This window comes from Streptomyces sp. NRRL F-2580 (genome assembly GCF_000720115.1).
Taxonomy (GTDB): domain Bacteria; phylum Actinomycetota; class Actinomycetes; order Streptomycetales; family Streptomycetaceae; genus Streptomyces.
In genome coordinates this window covers 290,876-308,255 of the sequence record NZ_JOIR01000010.1, presented here as the reverse complement: position 1 = coordinate 308,255, position 17,380 = coordinate 290,876, and the positions used below count along the sequence as shown (strand labels likewise).

General features: G+C 73.3%; 17 protein-coding genes. 4 read left to right on the top strand and 13 right to left on the bottom strand.

Annotation, left to right across the window (positions count from 1 at the left end):
* Positions 1-7: 7 nt before the first annotated feature.
* Together IF88_RS0113235 and IF88_RS0113230 are read right to left on the bottom strand one after the other, a co-directional pair.
* Positions 8-1,210, bottom strand: coding sequence for a glutathionylspermidine synthase family protein (locus IF88_RS0113235; protein WP_030710523.1), 1,203 nt, complete (start codon positions 1,208-1,210; stop codon positions 8-10).
* A 14-nt stretch (positions 1,211-1,224) separates the two neighbouring features.
* On the bottom strand, positions 1,225-1,527 hold the full coding sequence (locus tag IF88_RS0113230; RefSeq protein WP_030710521.1) for a hypothetical protein: 303 nt from the start codon (positions 1,525-1,527) through the stop codon (positions 1,225-1,227).
* A 104-nt stretch (positions 1,528-1,631) separates the two neighbouring features.
* On the opposite strand from IF88_RS0113230, the gene IF88_RS0113225 reads away from it, so the two are divergent.
* Positions 1,632-2,468 carry a hypothetical protein gene (locus IF88_RS0113225; RefSeq protein WP_234323507.1) on the top strand — a complete coding sequence of 279 codons (837 nt, stop codon included), beginning with the start codon at positions 1,632-1,634 and terminating at the stop codon, positions 2,466-2,468.
* Between the two features lie 299 nt (positions 2,469-2,767).
* Here IF88_RS0113225 and IF88_RS0113220 read toward each other — a convergent pair whose 3' ends face one another.
* Positions 2,768-4,168, bottom strand: coding sequence for a PLP-dependent aminotransferase family protein (locus IF88_RS0113220; protein WP_030710517.1), 1,401 nt, complete (start codon positions 4,166-4,168; stop codon positions 2,768-2,770).
* Between the two features lie 47 nt (positions 4,169-4,215).
* Here IF88_RS0113220 and IF88_RS0113215 point away from each other — a divergent pair, with 47 nt between their 5' ends.
* Entirely contained in the window at positions 4,216-4,710 is a 495-nt protein-coding gene (locus IF88_RS0113215; RefSeq protein WP_030710515.1) for a carboxymuconolactone decarboxylase family protein, read from the top strand.
* A 69-nt stretch (positions 4,711-4,779) separates the two neighbouring features.
* Here the strand turns inward: IF88_RS0113215 and IF88_RS42040 are convergent, their stop codons facing one another.
* From IF88_RS42040 to IF88_RS0113180, 7 genes are all read right to left on the bottom strand, one after another.
* The gene (locus IF88_RS42040) at positions 4,780-5,784 is read right to left on the bottom strand and encodes a hypothetical protein (protein ID WP_051836795.1); all 1,005 of its coding nucleotides are present in this window, start codon (positions 5,782-5,784) and stop codon (positions 4,780-4,782) included.
* Positions 5,785-5,787: 3 nt separating this feature from the next.
* Entirely contained in the window at positions 5,788-6,180 is a 393-nt protein-coding gene (locus IF88_RS0113205; RefSeq protein WP_158754366.1) for a hypothetical protein, read from the bottom strand.
* A complete protein-coding gene (locus tag IF88_RS0113200; protein WP_051836793.1) occupies positions 6,167-7,876 on the bottom strand; it encodes a hypothetical protein in 1,710 nt (569 codons plus the stop codon). Before IF88_RS0113200 ends, IF88_RS0113205 begins: the two co-directional genes overlap by 14 nt.
* A gap of 133 nt (positions 7,877-8,009) precedes the next feature.
* Positions 8,010-8,999 (bottom strand): malate dehydrogenase, encoded by a 990-nt coding sequence (locus IF88_RS0113195; protein WP_030710506.1) that lies wholly within the window; start codon positions 8,997-8,999, stop codon positions 8,010-8,012.
* Positions 9,000-9,352: 353 nt separating this feature from the next.
* Entirely contained in the window at positions 9,353-9,934 is a 582-nt protein-coding gene (locus tag IF88_RS43445) for a hypothetical protein (RefSeq protein ID WP_234323506.1), read from the bottom strand.
* Positions 9,935-10,081: 147 nt separating this feature from the next.
* On the bottom strand, positions 10,082-10,618 hold the full coding sequence (locus tag IF88_RS43440; RefSeq protein ID WP_234323505.1) for a DUF3017 domain-containing protein: 537 nt from the start codon (positions 10,616-10,618) through the stop codon (positions 10,082-10,084).
* The gene (locus tag IF88_RS0113180; RefSeq protein WP_030710500.1) at positions 10,608-11,468 is read right to left on the bottom strand and encodes a bifunctional methylenetetrahydrofolate dehydrogenase/methenyltetrahydrofolate cyclohydrolase; all 861 of its coding nucleotides are present in this window, start codon (positions 11,466-11,468) and stop codon (positions 10,608-10,610) included. The genes IF88_RS43440 and IF88_RS0113180 overlap by 11 nt, the downstream gene beginning before the upstream one ends.
* 245 nt (positions 11,469-11,713) lie before the next feature.
* On the opposite strand from IF88_RS0113180, the gene IF88_RS0113175 reads away from it, so the two are divergent.
* Complete coding sequence (locus tag IF88_RS0113175) at positions 11,714-12,376, top strand: hypothetical protein (protein ID WP_030710498.1); 663 nt, start codon at positions 11,714-11,716, stop codon at positions 12,374-12,376.
* 79 nt (positions 12,377-12,455) lie between these two features.
* Here IF88_RS0113175 and purH read toward each other — a convergent pair whose 3' ends face one another.
* Entirely contained in the window at positions 12,456-14,048 is a 1,593-nt protein-coding gene (purH, locus tag IF88_RS0113170; protein ID WP_051836791.1) for a bifunctional phosphoribosylaminoimidazolecarboxamide formyltransferase/IMP cyclohydrolase, read from the bottom strand.
* Positions 14,045-14,668 (bottom strand): phosphoribosylglycinamide formyltransferase, encoded by a 624-nt coding sequence (gene purN, locus IF88_RS0113165; RefSeq protein WP_030710495.1) that lies wholly within the window; start codon positions 14,666-14,668, stop codon positions 14,045-14,047. Before purN ends, purH begins: the two co-directional genes overlap by 4 nt.
* Before the next feature lie 245 nt (positions 14,669-14,913).
* Between purN and IF88_RS0113160 the strand changes: the two genes are divergently transcribed.
* Complete coding sequence (locus IF88_RS0113160; RefSeq protein WP_030710493.1) at positions 14,914-15,492, top strand: hypothetical protein; 579 nt, start codon at positions 14,914-14,916, stop codon at positions 15,490-15,492.
* Between the two features lie 150 nt (positions 15,493-15,642).
* Here the strand turns inward: IF88_RS0113160 and IF88_RS0113155 are convergent, their stop codons facing one another.
* Positions 15,643-17,319: a DUF6350 family protein gene (locus IF88_RS0113155; protein ID WP_158754364.1), complete on the bottom strand. Its 1,677-nt coding sequence runs from the start codon at positions 17,317-17,319 to the stop codon at positions 15,643-15,645.
* Between the last annotated feature and the right edge of the window lie 61 nt (positions 17,320-17,380).

Below are 17,380 nucleotides of genomic sequence, written 5' to 3'. Positions count from 1 at the left end.
ACGGGACTCAGAGGATCACGTGGGGCAGGAAGCGGGCGTACTCGTCCGTGACCGGCCCCGCCGATTCGCGGATGCCGAGCCCCGCCGCCTCGTCCTCGACGACCCACGCGCCGAGCACCACCCGGTTGCCGTCGAAGTCGGGCAGCGGGGCCAGGCCCTGGAAGCAGTACCGCTCGCCCTCCTCCGGCACGAAGGGCTCGCCGCCCCCGCCCGGTTCGTGCAGGGTGACGCCCGCGCCCTCGCGGCCGAGGAGCGGCTTGGCGACATAGCCGGCGGATCCGGCCTCGGCCAGCTCGCGCGGTCCGTCGAGGTAGGCGGGCAGCAGGTTCGGGTGCTCGGGGAAGAGCTCCCACAGGATCGCCAGCAGCGCCTTGTTGGAGAGCAGCATCTTCCACAGCGGCTCGATCCAGCAGGTGGTGCCGGTGCCACCGCCGTGGTCGTACGTGCCGAGGACCTGCGGGCCGAACTCGTCCGTGGCCAGCCACTCCCACGGGTAGAGCTTGAAGCAGCTGCGGATGAAGCGGAGCTTCTCGTCCACGAACCGGCCGGACAGGCTGTCCCAGCCGATCTGCTCGACGGAGAGGGCGTGCGTGTCGAGGCCGGCCTGCTCGGCGGTCTCCTGGAGGTAGGCGACCGTCATCAGGTCCTCGCCGAGCTCGTCGGTCTCGGAGTGCGCGAAGTGCAGCGGGCCGGGCGGCAGCAGCTCGGCCTGGCGGCGCCAGGCGTCGACGAGGCGCTCGTGGAGGCTGTTCCACTGGTCGGCGCCGGGGAACCGTTCCTCCATCCAGAACCACTGCGGGCTGGCCGCCTCCACGAGCGAGGTGGGGGTGTCGGCGTTGTACTCCAGCATCTTGGCCGGGCTGCCGGTGCCGTCGTAGCGCAGGTCGAAACGGCCGTAGAGGGAGGGCTGTTCGGCGCGCCGGCGCCAGGACTCGGCGATCAGCGCGGCGAGCCCGGGATCGGTGATGCCGAGGTCGGCGAAGCGGTCGTGCTCGACGATGTGCGCGGCGGCCGCCAGGCACATGGCGTGCAGTTCCTCGACGACGTTCTCCAGGGCCTCGACCTCGGGGAGGGAGAAGGAGTAGTACGCGCTCTCGTCCCAGTAGGGGCGCAGGGTGTCGTCGGGGTAGCGGGTGAGGGGATAGATGAGCCCCTGCTCCTCGACGGTCTTCTGCCAGCCGGGGCGGGGCTCGATGGTGTGCCGCTGCATGGGTTCCGGTTTCCTCAGCCGCCGCTGGAGCCGGAGCTGCTGTGGCCGCCGATGCCGCCGCGGGTGACGGCGGACTTGTCGAAGCTGCCGCCGGAGACCTTGCCGCTGCTGACGTAGCCGCCGTAGTAGTACGCGCCGCGGCCGCCGCTCTTGCACTCCTTGTTGTTCAGGTGCTCCAGCGTGGAGCGGGACGCGCAGCGCTTGTCGGGCTCGTCGCTGCTGCCGCAGGCCACGAGGGTGGCCGCGAGCAGGCCCATGCCGCCGAGGGCGACCGCGCCCGAGCGCATACGGCGCTGGTTGGTGCTGCTGCTGTCCATGTCTGCTGCTCCCCCTGGGGCCTGGCGTGCTGCCGACAGAGTAGAGCGGTGGCCCGGGCCGATGGAATCCGGCCGCCGTGAGATCCGTGACCTAGAGTCAGTTCGTGCTCATTGGGATGATTTGCGCACTCGGTGCGGCGGTCTGCTTCGGTACGGCGTCCGTTCTGCAGGCGGTCGCGGCGCGGGCGGCGGAGCCGGGCTCGGGGTCCGGGGTGGACGCGGCGCTGTTCCTGCGCGCCGTACGGCAGTGGCGGTACCTGCTGGGTCTCGGCCTCGACGCGGTCGGCTTCGTCCTCCAGATCATCGCGCTGCGCCGCATCCCGATCTACGCGGTGGGGGCCGCGCTGGCCGCCAGCCTGGCGGTGACGGCGGTGGTCGCGGCGCGGCTGCTGCGGGTGCGGCTGTCCCGGGCGGAGTGGGGAGCGGTGTGGATGGTGTGCGCGGGACTGCTGATGCTCGGGCTCGCCGCCGGGGAGGAGGGCTCGGGAACGGGGTCGCTCGCGCTGGAGCTGGTGCTGCTGGCGGTGGCGGGGCTGGTGCTGGTGGTCGGCGCGGTGGCGGGGCGGCTTCCGGACGGGCCGCGGGCGCTCGTCCTGGGTCTGGCCGCGGGGACGGGCTTCGGCGTGGTCGAGGTCTCGGTGCGGCTGATCGACTCCCCCTGGGACCTGCGCGATCCGGCGCTGTACGCGCTCCTGCTGGGCGGCGGTGCGGCCTTCCTGCTGCTCACCTCCGCGCTGGCGCGCGGCTCGGTGACGGCGGCGACGGCGGGGCTGGTGCTCGGCGAGACGATCGGCCCGGCCGCGGTGGGCGTGGTCTGGCTCGGCGACCGCACCCGCGAGGGCCTGACCTGGCTCGCCGTCGCCGGTTTCGCCGTCGCGGTCGCCGGCTCCCTGGCCCTCGCCCGCTTCGGCGAACCGGCGGCTCCGTCCCCGGGCGGGTGACCAGGACGGTCGTCTTGGCCGTCTGTCACCTGCGGCCCGTCGTGTCGGGGCTCCGCCCCGAACCCCACGCCTCAAACGCCGGCGGGGCTGCAATTGCCAGGCCCCGTCCGGCCGCGCCGCCGCTGCTGGGGCTCCGGCCCCAGGCCCTGCTCCTCGAACGCCGGAAGGGCTGGATTGTGCCGGCGTCGGCCAAATCCGGCTCCGCCGGCGTTTGAGGCGACCTTTCAGCGCCTCCGGCGTTGGAGGAGCGGGGTGCGGGCCGGAGCCCCGGCAGCCGGGCCGCGGGCGGGTACGGCCCCTTACGGGAGCGCGGCGGCGAGGGCTGCCAAGGTCGGGGACCACGCGCTGTCCGACGGAGTCCCGTAGCCGACGACCAGCGCGTCCCGCGGCGCGACCTCCGCCTCCGGGTGCCGGAAGCTCGACAGGCCGTGCAGGGCCAGGTCCTGCCAGGCGGCCGACTGCACGACCGACCGCTCCGTCCCCGCCGGAAGGTCCAGCACCGCGTGCAGCCCCGCCGCGATGCCCGACACCCCGACCCGGCCCGCCACCGCCGCCACCAGCTCGTCCCGGCGCCGCCGGTACCGCAGCCGCATCCCGCGCACGTGGCGGTCGTATGCCCCCGAGGTGATGAACGCCGCCAGCGTGAGCTGTTCCAGCGCGCTGGAGGCCCAGTCCGTGGGGCCCTTGGCCGCAAGGACCTCGTCCAGCAGCCCCGGTGGGACCACCATCCAGCCCATCCGCAGCCCCGGCGCGAGGGACTTGCTGGCCGTGCCGAGGTAGACGACCCGGTCCGGGTCCAGCCCCTGGAGGGCGCCGACCGGCTGGCGGTCGTAGCGGAACTCCCCGTCGTAGTCGTCCTCCAGGATCAGCCCGCCCGTGGTCCGGGCCCAGTCGACCGCCGCCGCCCGGCGGCCCGGGGTGAGGGCCGCGCCCGTCGGGAACTGGTGCGCCGGGGTCAGCAGCACCGCGCCCGCCGACGCGGTCAGCTCCGCGGTGCGGGCTCCCTCCCCGTCGACCACCAGCGGCCGGGTCCGCAGCCCGGCCCGCTCCAGCAGGTTCCGGTGGAAGTCCAGGCCGTACCCTTCCACCGCCACCTCCCGCACCCGCCGCCCCCACAGCACACCGGCCAGCAGGGTCAGCCCGTGCAGGAAGCCCGCGCACAGCACGATCCGGTCCGGGTCGGCGTACACCCCGCGGGCCCGCGCCAGGTAGCCGGCCAGCGCCTGCCGCAGCTCGACGCGGCCGCGCGCGTCGAGCGCGTAGCCGAAGGCCTCGTTCGGCGCGTCGGTCAGGGCCCGCCGGGCCGCCGACAGCCAGGCCGCGCGCGGGAAGCCGCCCAGGTCCGGGGAGCCGGGCTGCAGGCTGTACGAGGGCCCCTTGCGCGTGGGACGCCGTACGGGGGCGGCCGCCGCGGCCCGGCGCGGACGGGCCCGTTCCGCGACCCGGGTGCCGGAGCCCTGGCGGGCGGTCAGCCAGCCCTCGGCCACCAGCTCGGCGTACGCCTCCGCGACCGTGTTCCGTGCGATGCCCAGGTCGGCGGCGAGGGTGCGGGAGGACGGCAGCCGGGTCCCGGCCGCCAGCCGCCCGCTGCGCGCGGCCTCGCGCAGCGCCTCGGTGAGACCGGCCCGCAGCCGCCGGCCGGCGGCGAGGTCCAGGTGCAGGTGCAGGTCGGCGCCGAAAGTGGCCCACGATTCCGTCATGAATATGGACCATATCCGCGGGCCGCCCGGCTCCTAGGGTGGATCACATGACGACCACACACGAACACGCACCCGAGCACACCCCCCGCATGCAGATGGCGAAGCTCGCCCCCGAGGTCTACAAGGCCGTCCTGGCCCTGGAGATCGCCTCCCGCAAGGGCCTGGACCCGGCCCTGGTCGAGCTCGTCAAGATCCGGGCCTCGCAGGTCAACCACTGCGCCTTCTGCCTCGACATGCACACCAAGGACGCCATCGCGCACGGTGAGAGCGTCGACCGGATCGTGCAGCTGGCCGCCTGGGAGGAGTCGCGGCACTTCTACACCGAGAAGGAGCTCGCGGCGATCGAGTTCACCGAGGCCGTCACCGTCCTGACGGACGGGTTCGTGCCCGACGAGGTGTACGCGAAGGCGGCGAAGCACTTCGAGGAGCGCGAACTGGCCCAGCTGATCGCCGTGATCGCGACGATCAACGTCTGGAACCGCATCGGGGTCACCACCCGCATGGTGCCGGGCCACTACAAGCCGGGCATGTACCAGTCCTGACCGGCGTCGCCGGGCGTCCCGGCCGGCGGACCGGGCCCGCCGACGAACCCGGTCAGCCGACGAACCCGGTCAGCCGGCCGGCCGGAACGCGGCCAGCGCCGCCGCGTGGTGGTCCTGCGTGACCTGCCACTCGCCGGCCGGGCCCGCGGTCAGCACCGCCCACTTGCCGCCGTCCGACGCGAACAGGACGCGTTCGACGCCCCGCCGCAGCCCGTTCGACTCGTCGCTGTCGTACTGGTAGACGAGCTCGGCCGCCCCGGAGCCGCCGGGGACCGGGCCGACGCGCACCTCCTCGTACCCCCGGGTGGCGCTCCGCAGGTACCCGGAGGCCTGTTTGACCGCGTCGAGCGGGCTGAGCTCCGGCTCCGACACCCGGAAGACCTGGATCAGCGCGGTCCGGTCGGGCGATCGGTAGAAGACCCCCTCCTTGAGCTCCTCCCGCACCCAGCCCGCCGGGACGGCGACGGTGAAGCCCGCCGGGTCCTGCTTGGTCTCGTGGGCCCCCGCCCCCGTCCCCGGCCCGGTGCCGGTCGGACTCGGACTCGGGCTCGCACTCCCGCCGGCCCCGGACGTCGGGGAGCCGGAGGCCGTGGGCTTCATCGTCGCCGTGCCGGACGGTTCCCCGCCGGACCACGACGGCGTACCCGAGGCCACCGTCCCGTTCTTCTCCCCCGCGCGGTTCGCGTCGTCCGTGTCCCGGGCGAGGAACCACACCGCCCCGGCGCCGATCGCGACGGAGGCGACCGCGATGGCCGCCGTCACCGGAGTCCGCCACCGGCCGCGCGGGCCGCCGGAGGGCGGCACGTGACCGGACTGCGGCGGTACGGGCGGCAGGTATCCCGGGTCGGAGCCGTACGGCGGCTGCGGCGCGGTCGGGGCCCCGTACGGGGGCGGGGCCGGAGCCCCCGGCCCGAGCGGGTCGTACACCGGCGGCGCGCCCGGCGGCTGCGGCGGGACCGGCGGAAGGCCCGGCGGCGGCCCGGACGGCGGCTCCGCCGGCGCCGGGTCCGCCACCCAGCGCTGTGCCTGCGCGTCCCAGCGGCGCGGGCCGGACGGCGGCTGTGCCGGAGCCACCGCTCAGCCCCCCAGCATGCCGAGCAGGCTGCCCAGGGCAGCGGCCGCGCTCACCGACTCCACCAGCGGAGCCCACCGCTCCAGCGCCGCGCGCAGCCGGGCGGGCAGGCCGGGGCGGATCGTCTCGGCGCCCTCCAACTGCTCGGCGATCCCGTCCAGTTCGGCGTCGAGGGCGGTTCTGTCCTCGCCCCGGGGCACGCGCACGAGGGCCGCGCGCAGGTTCAGTACCGCCTCCAGCAGCTGCGCCGCGCCGGGGGCGGCCGCGTCCGTACCGCCGTGGTGGACGGTGTTGGTGTTGTTGGAGCCGCCGAAACTGACCGCGCTGTCGCGGAAGCTGCCGATCCGCACTCTGGGCTCCGGCCCGCTGCCGCTGCCGCTTCCGCTATCTGCCGCCATGGCTCCCCCTGTGCGTGCTGTTGTGGTTGCCGCTGCCGCCCATGCTGATCGCACTGTCGTACGCCGCACCCACGTAGTTCTCGATGTGGATGCCGGCGCGCCGCGCGAACGCCTCGGTGTGCCAGCCGGCTTCGTGCAGGACCAAGGTAATACCGGCGATGACCCGGTCCTGAATGGTCTTCAAGTACCTGTCGAGGTCCATGAGGTGGAACAGCGAACCGTTGTCCTGCGCCGCGAGTTCGCGCACGGACACGCGCGGCCCCTCCGGCCGGGCGCCGCCGTGACCGCCGGCCGCGATCCGCACCCAGCTCGCGACGCCGCGGCCCAGGGTGACGAGGGAGGCCGTGAAGGAGCCGGGGGTGTGCCGCAGGGCCCAGAGCACCTTCCCGAACCGGTTGTTGTTCAGGTAGCGGTGGGCGTCCGCGTCCGCGTTGTGGAAGGCGACGTGGACGGGCAGCAGCACGTGCGGGGCCATCTCCACCATCATCATCCCGCCCTGGGTGTGGACCCGTACGAACAGGGTGACGACCATGTTCTCGTCCCAGCCGCCGACGCGGATGCGCAGGAAGTGCCGGCGGCGTTCGCCGCCCTCCTCGATGGCCGCGGCCCGGTGCGTCTCGAAGTCCGCCCGCAGGTGCGGGCCTTCGTCACGGTGCCCCAGTCCGTCGCCCGGCAGGAACACGCACTGGTCGACGACCAGCTCCTGCATCCGGTCCAGTACGGCGGCCCGGGCCTCCGGGGACCCGTGCGGCGAGGGCACCCGCAGCCGCTCCACCAGGGGCACGATCGCCTCCAGGATGCGGGCGTTGGTGAGCTGGTCCGGTGCGGTGCCTTCGGGCAGGTCCTCGCGGGGGCGCAGTTCGAAGGACTCCTGCCAGGGGCGGTAGGCCTGACCGGCCCCGGCGAAGGGGTGGTTGATGTCGTACATGATCAGCGGCGAGTGCTGCTCGTCGACGATTCGCCGCCGCACCCGCGCGAACCGTACGCCCACCTCCGCCTCGGCGGGATCGGTCGGCCGGTGGGCGTACCGGTCCCGGTTGAGGTCGTTGGCGATGGTCCGGGCGACATACCCGCGCTGGAGGCCCACGACGGTGACGACCGCGGCGAAGACCGCGGGCACCCACCCGATGACGAATCCGGTCGCCACGCCACCGATGCCCTGCGAGAAGATCAGGGCGCCGAGGCCGATGGAGCCGCCCGTGTCGTCGAAGGCGCCGAGCAGCGCCAGCCAGACCAAGAGGATCAGGAACAGCAGGACGAGCAGGTTCCACCAGGCGTAGATCCGCACCACGATGGACAGGAGGCGCGCCAGCAGTCCGGACCGGGCCCCGAGCCAGCCCGCGAGGCTCAGCAGCAGGAACGGGACGAGCAGCAGCGCGAGGGCGCCCCCGGTCAGCACGGAACCGACGAACCAGGCGCCGAGTACGCCGAGCGCCCAGCCGAGTTCGGCGCGGCGGGCGCGCAGGGCGTGGGCGAGGACGCGCGAGGCGTCGAACCCGTAGGAGGGTGCGACGATCCGCTCCTCGTGGACGTACAGCTCCTTGATCACCCGATCGCGGTACCCGGCGTCGATGTAGGTGCCCGCGCACAGGAAGCGGCCGGCTTCGCTGAACGCCGGTTCGACGGGGGGACGGCCGCGGTGGAGGTCGTCCTGCCGCCCGCCGGTGGGCTGAGGGGGAATCGGGCTCTCGGTCACCGACCGACTTTAGATATCCCTTATTTCAAGCGACAGGCGAAAACACGCCAAAGCGCCCCGGCCGGATGGGGCCGGGGCGCTCGGGTCCGTCCTTCCCGCCGAGGTGTGCGCACTCCTCGGCGGGAAGGGCGGATCAGATCAGGCCGAGCTCGCGGACCGCGTCGCGCTCCTCCGACAGCTCCTGGACGGAGGCGTCGATGCGGGTGCGGGAGAACTCGTTGATGTCCAGGCCCTGGACGATCTCGTACTTGCCGTCCTTGCAGGTGACGGGGAAGGAGGAGATCAGGCCGGCCGGGACGCCGTAGGAGCCGTCCGACGGGATGCCCATCGAGGTCCAGTCGCCCTCGGCGGTGCCGTTGACCCAGGTGTGCACGTGGTCGATGGCGGCGTTGGCGGCCGAGGCGGCCGAGGACGCGCCACGGGCCTCGATGATCGCGGCGCCGCGCTTGGCGACGGTCGGGATGAAGGTGTCGGCGAGCCACAGCTCGTCGCTGACGACCTCGGCGGCGTTCTTGCCGGCGATCTCCGCGTGGAAGATGTCCGGGTACTGGGTCGCCGAGTGGTTGCCCCAGATGGTGAGGCGCTTGATGTCGGAGACGGCGGCGCCGGTCTTCTGCGCGAGCTGCGAGATCGCGCGGTTGTGGTCCAGGCGGGTCATCGCGGTGAAGCGCTCGGCCGGTACGTCCGGGGCGGCGGCCTGCGCGATGAGCGCGTTGGTGTTGGCGGGGTTGCCCACGACCAGGACCTTGATGTCGTCCGCGGCGTTCGCGTTGATCGCGGCGCCCTGCGGCTTGAAGATGCCGCCGTTGGCGGAGAGCAGGTCACCGCGCTCCATGCCCTTGGTGCGCGGGCGGGCGCCCACGAGCAGCGCGACGTTGGCGCCGGCGAAGCCCTGGTTCGGGTCGTCGAAGATGTCGATGCCCTTGAGCAGCGGGAAGGCGCAGTCGTCGAGCTCCATGGCGGTGCCCTCGGCGGCCTTCATGCCCTGGGGGATCTCCAGAAGACGGAGCTTGACCGGCACGTCCGCGCCGAGCAGGTGACCGGAGGCGATGCGGAAGAGCAGCGCGTAGCCGATCTGGCCGGCGGCGCCGGTGACGGTGACATTCACAGGAGTGCGGGTCATGGCCTTCTCCGTTAGACAGCTGGCGGTGGGGCGTCCCCGCCCCATGTGCTGGAGGACGCCGCTTCCCGTGAATCTTGATGTGAAGAGACATCCGGCGGTCAGGCTATCCGACCGTTCCCAGCGATGTCGGCCGGGGTGGGCCGCATCGCCGCAATCCGGACTGGCCGGTTGTCTCCCCGAACGGTCTTGGGAGACGGGGAACAGCGCGAGCTGGTCGCTTCGGCTCCGGCAGGTCTTGGTGCCCTGGTGGGGCGTGCCTGTGGTCCTTGGCGGGCTCGTGGTCCCGCGTGCCCTCGGGCGGGGGACGGTCTGGCCGGTAGCTCTCCGCGCCACGATCCTCTGGTCGTGTGCGGTCACACCTGGCCGACGCCGTATCCCGTGTCCGAGGGCGCGCCTTCGAATGCCGTCGCGGCCGCGTGGTGGCCGGTGACGAGCGTGGTTTTTGACTGCTGCTGGAGCGGGGCCTTCCAGTGCCGGCCGCCCCAGCGGGAGGTGTAGGCCGGATCGACCGCTACGACGACAAGGCCGGCGTGGTGGGCCATGTCGCGCAGCCGTTCCCTGAAGCGTGCGGCGGGGAGTCCGGTGACGATGCGGCGGAAGGTCTTGCTGCGTTTGCCGCGCCCTCGCCGACCGCAGGGCGCCGCCAGACGCTGACGAATCTTCGCGATGGTCCGGCGCAGGGACGCCCGCTCATCGAACAGGCACCGAAGGGACAGCTGGAACTGGTCCTCGGACGCACGAGTGATGGCCCCTGCCCACCGGGACGACGACACTTTCGTCAGTGCGCGTTTACGCTCCGCCCGCCGATTCTGTTTGACCGGCACCGTGCCGATCCGTACCCGCTCAAGCAGATCGGCACGGGCATGCCGGCCAAGGTGCTCGCCGACACTCCGCAGGACCTCGGCACCGCCGGTGGGCCCTCCGCCTACCCCCACCGCGCACCACCAGCAACCCCCTCCCCATCCCCACAACAGCACTGACGTTCTCCACCGAGACTGACGTCTCATTGGAGCCCGCGGGCCTGCAGCGACCCCCGTTCACCCGTACGAGGTAGCGGAAGGCGAATCGCCATCCGGCGTCCCTCACCGCACGGTGAAGCGGACCGCGCTCTCCAGGAACGGGATCTCCAGCAGCGGCTTGGGCTCGATCACCAGTGCGAGCAGCGTGATGGCCACGCCCAGCAGCCCGTACGTGATCATGTCCGTGAAGCGGGAGCGCACCGCGAGCATCCCCACCGAGGGCAGCACCCGCCGCATCACGGAGGCGGCGATCAGGGCCACGCCGATCGCCAGACAGCCGGCCTTCGGGTGCCCCACCGCGGTGGTCAGCAGCCCGGCCGCGGTCGCGGCGAGCACGCTGAGCATCGGCCACTGACGGGCGGGCGTGGACACCGCCCCCGGGACGGCGCGGCCGCTGCCCTCGGGGCGGGCGGTGTCCCGGGTGATGGACGGGAAGCGCCGGGACCGGCGCGCCTCGTCCGCGGGCGAGGCGGGCGCGGCGACCGCGCCCGGGGTGACGGGCGTGACCGGCGCGCCGGACGGGACGGGCGTGCCGTTCGCCGCGGCCGCGCCGCCGCCGCCCGCGCGCCCGGAGTGCTCCGCGTCCCGTTCAGCCTGCACTGGTGGTCCGTTCCGCCGCCTCGACGACATTGACGAGCAGCTGGGCCCGGGTCATCGGGCCGACTCCGCCGGGGTTCGGGGAGATCCACGCGGCCACCTCGGCCACGCCGGGGTGCACGTCGCCGACGATCTTCCCGTCCTGGTCGCGGCTGACGCCCACGTCGAGCACGGCCGCGCCCGGCTTCACGTCCTCCGGCTTGACCAGGTGCGGCACGCCGGCCGCCGCGACGATGATGTCCGCCTGGCGCAGCAGCCCGGAGAGGTCGCGCGTACCGGTGTGGCAGAGCGTCACGGTGGCGTTCTCGGACTTGCGGGTGAGCAGCAGGCCGATGGAGCGCCCCACGGTGATCCCGCGGCCGAGGACGACGACGTGCGCGCCGTTGATCCCGACGTCGTGGTGGCGCAGCAGTTCGACGATCCCGTACGGGGTGCAGGGCAGCGGGCCCGGCTCGTTCAGCACCAGGCGGCCGAGCGACATGGGGTGCAGGCCGTCGGCGTCCTTCAGCGGATCCATCAGCTCCAGGACCCGGTTGGTGTCGATGCCCTTGGGGAGCGGGAGTTGGACGATGTAGCCGGTGCAGTCCGGGTTGGCGTTGAGCTCCCGCACGACCGCCTCGATGTCCTCCTGGGAGGCCGTCGCGGGCAGTTCGCGCTGGATGGAGGCGATGCCGACCTCGGCGCAGTCCTTGTGCTTGCCGTTGACGTACCAGCGGCTGCCGGGATCGTCACCGACCAGGAGGGTGCCGAGGCCGGGGGTGATGCCCCGGGCCTTCAGGGCCGCCACGCGGGCGGTCAGTTCGGACTTGATCGCGGCGGCGGTGGCCTTGCCATCGAGAATCTGGGCGGTCATGCCTCCATCCTCCCGGATGAGGTGGCCCCGGTTCCAGTCAAGGCGCTCACAGGTGTGCAGGGTTCATTGCACTTGCACAACAAGTCACCGGCCGCACCGTAACGAACTGGACAAGCCCCGGCCGCCGGACGACGATGAAAACGACTGAGTGCCGCGGGCAGTGCCGGGGGGCGGACCGCACCGTGCAGGATTCCTCCGCGCTCATTGCCGTGCGTCCCCGCACTTCCACGGAGGAACACCCCAAGATGAGCTTCGGCGACCCGCACCATCCGTACGGACAGCAGCCGCCCCAGGCCCCGCAGGGCCAGCCCGGCTACGGCTATCCGCAGCAGGCCCCGCAGGCCGTCCCGCAGCAGGGCGGCTACGCCTATCCGCAGCAGGCACCGCAGGCATACCCGGGCGGTCCCGTCGGATACCCGGGCGCTCCCTTCCACGAGATGCCCGGCGGCGCGAAGGCGGCCCGCGTCATCCTCTTCATCGTCGGCGGCCTTCAGGTACTGGGTGGCCTGTTCTTCATCGTCGGCGGCGCCGTGTTCGCCACGGCGTTCTCGGAGTCCAGCTCCTCCAGCTCCTCCGCGGAGGACGCGGGGGCCATCGCCGGCACCCTGGGCGTCGCCATCGGCCTCTTCTTCATCGCCGTGGCCCTGTGGCCCATCCTGACCGCGGCCAAGATGGCCAAGGGCCGCGGCGGCGTCCGCGTCTCCGGCATCCTCTACGGATCGCTCCAGGTCCTCTTCGCCGCTGTCGGCCTGCTGGGGAACATGGTCGCGCTCAGCGCCGACGAGCACACCCCGGCCGGCTTCACCGTGATCGCCGCACTGCCGTCCCTGGTCTCCCTCGCCCTCGGCATCACGGTCATCGTGGGCCTCGCGAAGGCGGGCGACTACTTCCGGCGCCCCCAGTACTGAGCTCCTCCCGTACGCACACGGCGAAGGCCGCGTCCCGCAGTGCGGGACGCGGCCTTCGCCGTCACCGGGCCTTCGGGGCTCAGTGGAAGAAGTGGCGGGTCCCGGTGAAGTACATGGTCACACCGGCCTTCCGCGCGGCCTCGACGACCAGCTCGTCACGGACCGAACCGCCCGGCTGGACCACGGCCTTGATGCCCGCGGCCGTCAGGATCTCCAGCCCGTCCGGGAAGGGGAAGAAGGCGTCGGAGGCGGCGTACGAGCCCTGCGCGCGCTCGGCGCCCGCCCGCTCGACGGCCAGCTTCGCCGAGTCGACGCGGTTGACCTGGCCCATGCCGACGCCGACCGAGGCGCCGTCCTTGGCCAGCAGGATCGCGTTGGACTTGACCGCCCGGCAGGCCTTCCACGCGAAGGCCAGCTCGGCGAGCTCGGCCTCGGAGAGGGCGTCGCCGGTGGCGAGGGTCCAGTTGGCCGGGTCGTCGCCCTCGGCCTGGAAGACGTCCGACTGCTGGAGCAGCGTGCCGCCCGAGATCGGCTTGAGGTCGCCCGGCTGGTGCGGGGTGCCGTCCACCTTCAGGACGCGGATGTTCTTCTTCTTGGCCAGGACCTCGACCGCGCCGTCCTCGTAGGCGGGGGCCGCGATGACCTCGGTGAAGATCTCGGCGACCTGCTCGGCGAGCTCGACGGTCACCGGACGGTTGACGGCGATCACGCCGCCGAAGGCCGACAGCGGGTCGCAGGCGTGCGCCTTGCGGTGGGCGGCGGCGACGTCCGCGCCGACCGCGATGCCGCACGGGTTGGCGTGCTTGATGATCGCGACGCAGGGCTCGTCGTGGTCGTAGGCGGCGCGGCGCGCGGCCTCGGTGTCCACGTAGTTGTTGAAGGACATCTCCTTGCCGTGCAGCTGCTCGGCGTTGGCGAGCCCGCCCGGCTGCCCGTCGGTGTAGAGCGCGGCGGCCTGGTGCGGGTTCTCGCCGTAGCGCAGGGTCGACTTGCGCTCCCAGGCGCCCGCGAGGAACTCCGGCAGGACCGCCTCCGGCTCCGGCGCGTACGCGTTCGTGAACCAGGAGGCCACGGCCACGTCATAGGCGGCGGTGTGCTGGAAGGCCTCGGCCGCGAGCCGCTTGCGGGCGGTGAGGTCGAAGCCGCCGCCCTGGGCCGCGGCGATCACGTCGGCGTACCGCTCGGGACTGGTGACGACGGAGACCGACGGGTGGTTCTTGGCGGCGGCGCGGACCATCGACGGACCGCCGATGTCGATCTGCTCGACGCACTCGTCGGGGGTGGCACCCGACTGGACGGTGGCCAGGAACGGGTACAGGTTGACGACCACGAGGTCGAAGGGCTCGACGCCCAGCTCGGCGAGCTGGTTGCGGTGGTCCTCCAGGCGCAGGTCGGCGAGGATTCCGGCGTGCACGCGCGGGTGCAGGGTCTTGACGCGGCCGTCCAGGCACTCGGGGAAGCCGGTCAGCTCCTCGACCTTGGTGACGGGCACCCCGGCCGCGGCGATCTTCGAGGCGGTGGAGCCGGTGGAGACGAGCGCGACGCCCGCCCCGTGCAGCCCGCGGGCCAGCTCTTCCAGTCCCGTCTTGTCGTAGACGCTGATGAGCGCACGCCGGATCGGCCGCTGGGTCGTGGTCGGGTCGTTGCTCGCTGCGATGTCTGCGGCGGTCACTGGATTGTTACCTTTCGTCCCTCAATGCGGTAGCCGTGCCGGGCCAGGCGCCCCACGACATCGACGAGCAGCTGGCGCTCGACTTCCTTGATGCGCTCATGGAGAGCGGCTTCGTCGTCCTCGTCCCTGACCTCGACCACACCCTGGGCGATGATCGGACCGGTGTCCACGCCGCTGTCCACGAAGTGGACCGTGCAGCCGGTGACCTTCGCGCCGTAGGCGAGCGCGTCCCGTACGCCGTGCGCACCGGGGAAGGCGGGGAGGAGGGCGGGGTGGGTGTTGATGAACCGGCCGCCGAAGCGGTCGATGAACTCCTTGCCCACGATCTTCATGAACCCGGCGGACACGACGAGGTCCGGCGCGTGGGCGCCGGTCGCCTCCGTGAGGGCGGCATCCCACTCCGCACGGCTCGCGTAGTCCTTGACCGGGCAGACGAAGGTGGGGATCCCGGCCTTCTCCGCCCGCTCCAGGCCGGCGATGCCCTTGCGGTCGGCCCCCACGGCGACGACTTCGGCGCCGAAGCCCTCGGATCCGCCGGGGTGGGCGTCGATGGCGTCGAGCAGGGCCTGGAGGTTGGTGCCGGAGCCGGAGACCAGCACGACCAGGCGGGAGGCGGCCATGGGAGGCCCTTTCTCGCGGGAATTGCGGTGTTCGTCTTTGTGTGGTCATACGAAACTTCGGGGTACCGATATACGGGGAACCATACGAAGCCACCGACCGCCTGCAACGATACCGGCACACCGGACGGCCCCCGAGGGACGGGGGGACGGCCGGGCGGTAGCGTCTGGCGTACAAGTCGCAAACTGGCCTCACCTCGACACGACGTCACCACGACGTCCATGACACAGGGGAAGAAACACACCCGATGCCGGACCGCCGTCAGCCCGACTCCCCCACCGACGACAACCCCTTCGCAGCCCCGCCGGAAGGCCGGCCCGACCAGCCCTGGCAGCCGCGCAACGGCGGTGGCGGCGGGAACGGGGAGGACCCGGGGGACTCCGACGGCCGACAGGGCCCGGCACGCTGGGACCCGACGGACCCGATCCAGCGCCGTGCCCGCTACGCGCTGCTGGCCGGCATGTGGGGCTTCTTCTTCGGGATCTTCGGCATCCCGTCGATGGGGCTGCTGCTGGGCGCGCTCGCCCTGTACTGGGGCATCAGCGCCCTGCGCGGCAAGCCCGCGGCGGCGACCGGTGAGCCGGGCGCCCCGACGGGCCTGGACGCCCTGGGCCCGGCGGCCCGCCCCCAGCGCACGGCGGCCGTGAGCGGCCTGGTCACGGCTTCCCTGGCGATCCTGCTGGCGATGAGCTCGTACGGCCTGCAGCTCGCGTACAAGGACTTCTACGTCTGCCGCGACGACGCCCTCACGAAGTCCGCGGAACTCCAGTGCAACACCCTCCTCCCGAACAACGTCCTGGGCGACGTCCTGAAGGTCCGCCAGTAGCCTCGCCGACACTCCAGCCCCGCCCCGGCACTCCAGCCCCGCCGGCGTTCGAGGCGCGGGGCCCGGGGCGGCGCCCCGATCTTTCAGCCCCGCCGGCGTTCGAGGCGCGGGGCCCGGGGCGGCGTCCCGGCAACGGCGCCGCACCCGGCCTCAGACGGGCGGCTTCCGCCGGGCCAGCACCCGCGCCCCCACCACCGGCGGAGCCAAGGGCGCAGCCGGAGGCACCGGATCCACCGGAGGCACCGGATCCACCGGCAAATCCACCGGCTTTGCCGCGCTCAGGATCGGCGTCAGATCCAGCCCCCGCCCCGACACGACGGTCACCGCCCGGGGCGCCCGCGCAACCCGCGCAACCCGCGCAAGAGGAGTTGCAACAGGTGCCGCAACCGGAGCCGCGGCAGAAGCCACCACCGCAACCGCCGGAGGCTCCGGCTCGGCCCCGATCTCCGGAACCAGCGCCCCCGCAGCCCTCCGCATCGCCGCCCACCGAACCTCCCGCACACCGCTGTCGTGCCAGCGGTCGTCCACCACCTCGTCCACGTCCAGCGCGGACAGCGCGTCGAGCGCGGCCAACCCCCTGGCCGGCCGGTTCCGCCACGCGTGCACCGCCACCGCGACCGGCACCGCCAGCAGCAGCGTCCACGCGCAGGCCGCCGCCCCGGTGGCCCACCACACCGGCCCGAAGTCGGACAGCCGCCGCGAGCCCAGCGGCCCCGCCGAGGCCACCGCGAGCCCGGTCATCACCAGCCCGCAGACCACGGCGCCCAACGCCGCCGTGAGCGCGGTCTCCCCGTACGAGACCTCGCGCGCCCGGCGGACCGCGAACCAGCCCACCGCCAGCCCGGCGACCACCGGCACTCCGGCGACCGCCCAGGTCAGCGGGGTCCCGGGCCCCTCGGCCGGGAGCGCGGCCAGCAGCGGGAACCGGGGCAGCCCGGGCTGCCCCGCGAAGCCGAGCGGTGTGGCGGTGGCGTCGGCGCCGAGGGCGAAGCCGGGCCCGAGCGCGTAGGCCGCACCCCAGACGGTGGCGTTCGGCATCAGCGCGAGCGCGAGCAGCAGGACCGCGAACCGGCCCGACCACACCCCGGTCAGCGACAGGAACGAGGTCTGGACCTCGGCGCCGTGCCAGGCGAGCGAGGCGCCGACGAGCAGCGCGCCGCCGCCCAGCAGGACCAGCGCCCCGCCCACCCCGGCTCGCAGCGCCAGCGCGTACCGGGGGCGTACGACGGCCCTCCGCACTCCCCCTGGCAGCCAGGGCGGCAGCGGCCCGAGCGGACGCCCCCTGGCCCCCCACGCCCCGCCCAGGGCGGCGAGCGCGGCGACCAGCGGGACGTGCCAGGCCGCGCTGATCGGGTCGGCCGGCATGGGGCCGCCGGCCGCGTACACCGTGGCGAGGGCCCCGACGGCGAGGTACCCGCAGAGCACGGCCGAGAACACGGCGCCGGCGGGCAGCACCTCCTCGTCCTCCTCCTCGGCGCTCCCCAGCCGGGCGGCCCGCCGCATGAGGAGCACCGGCAGGGCGACGAGGAGCAGGGGGATCAGGCCGACGGGCGCGGGCACGCCGGACAGGGTCTCGTACCGCACCAGCTCCGTCCCGTGGGCGAGCAGCCACAGCCCGGCGGCGAGGTGCAGCGCGCCGCCGGGTCCGCTGTCGGGGTAGGGGGAGCTGATCCACAGCACGATGACGAGCACGGCGAGGAAGCCGAGCCCGAGTCCGGCCGCCACGGCGCCGCCCGCCACACATGCCGCGGTGGCGGGCGAACGGCGCCGCGCACCGGCTCGCGGGGCCGTCGGCAACGAGGTCCCGCGTTCGGTCACTTGGGTCACCCCGCCATGGTGCCAACGACACGCGCTATGGACGGGTAACAGGCGAATGTCCGTGGTGTCG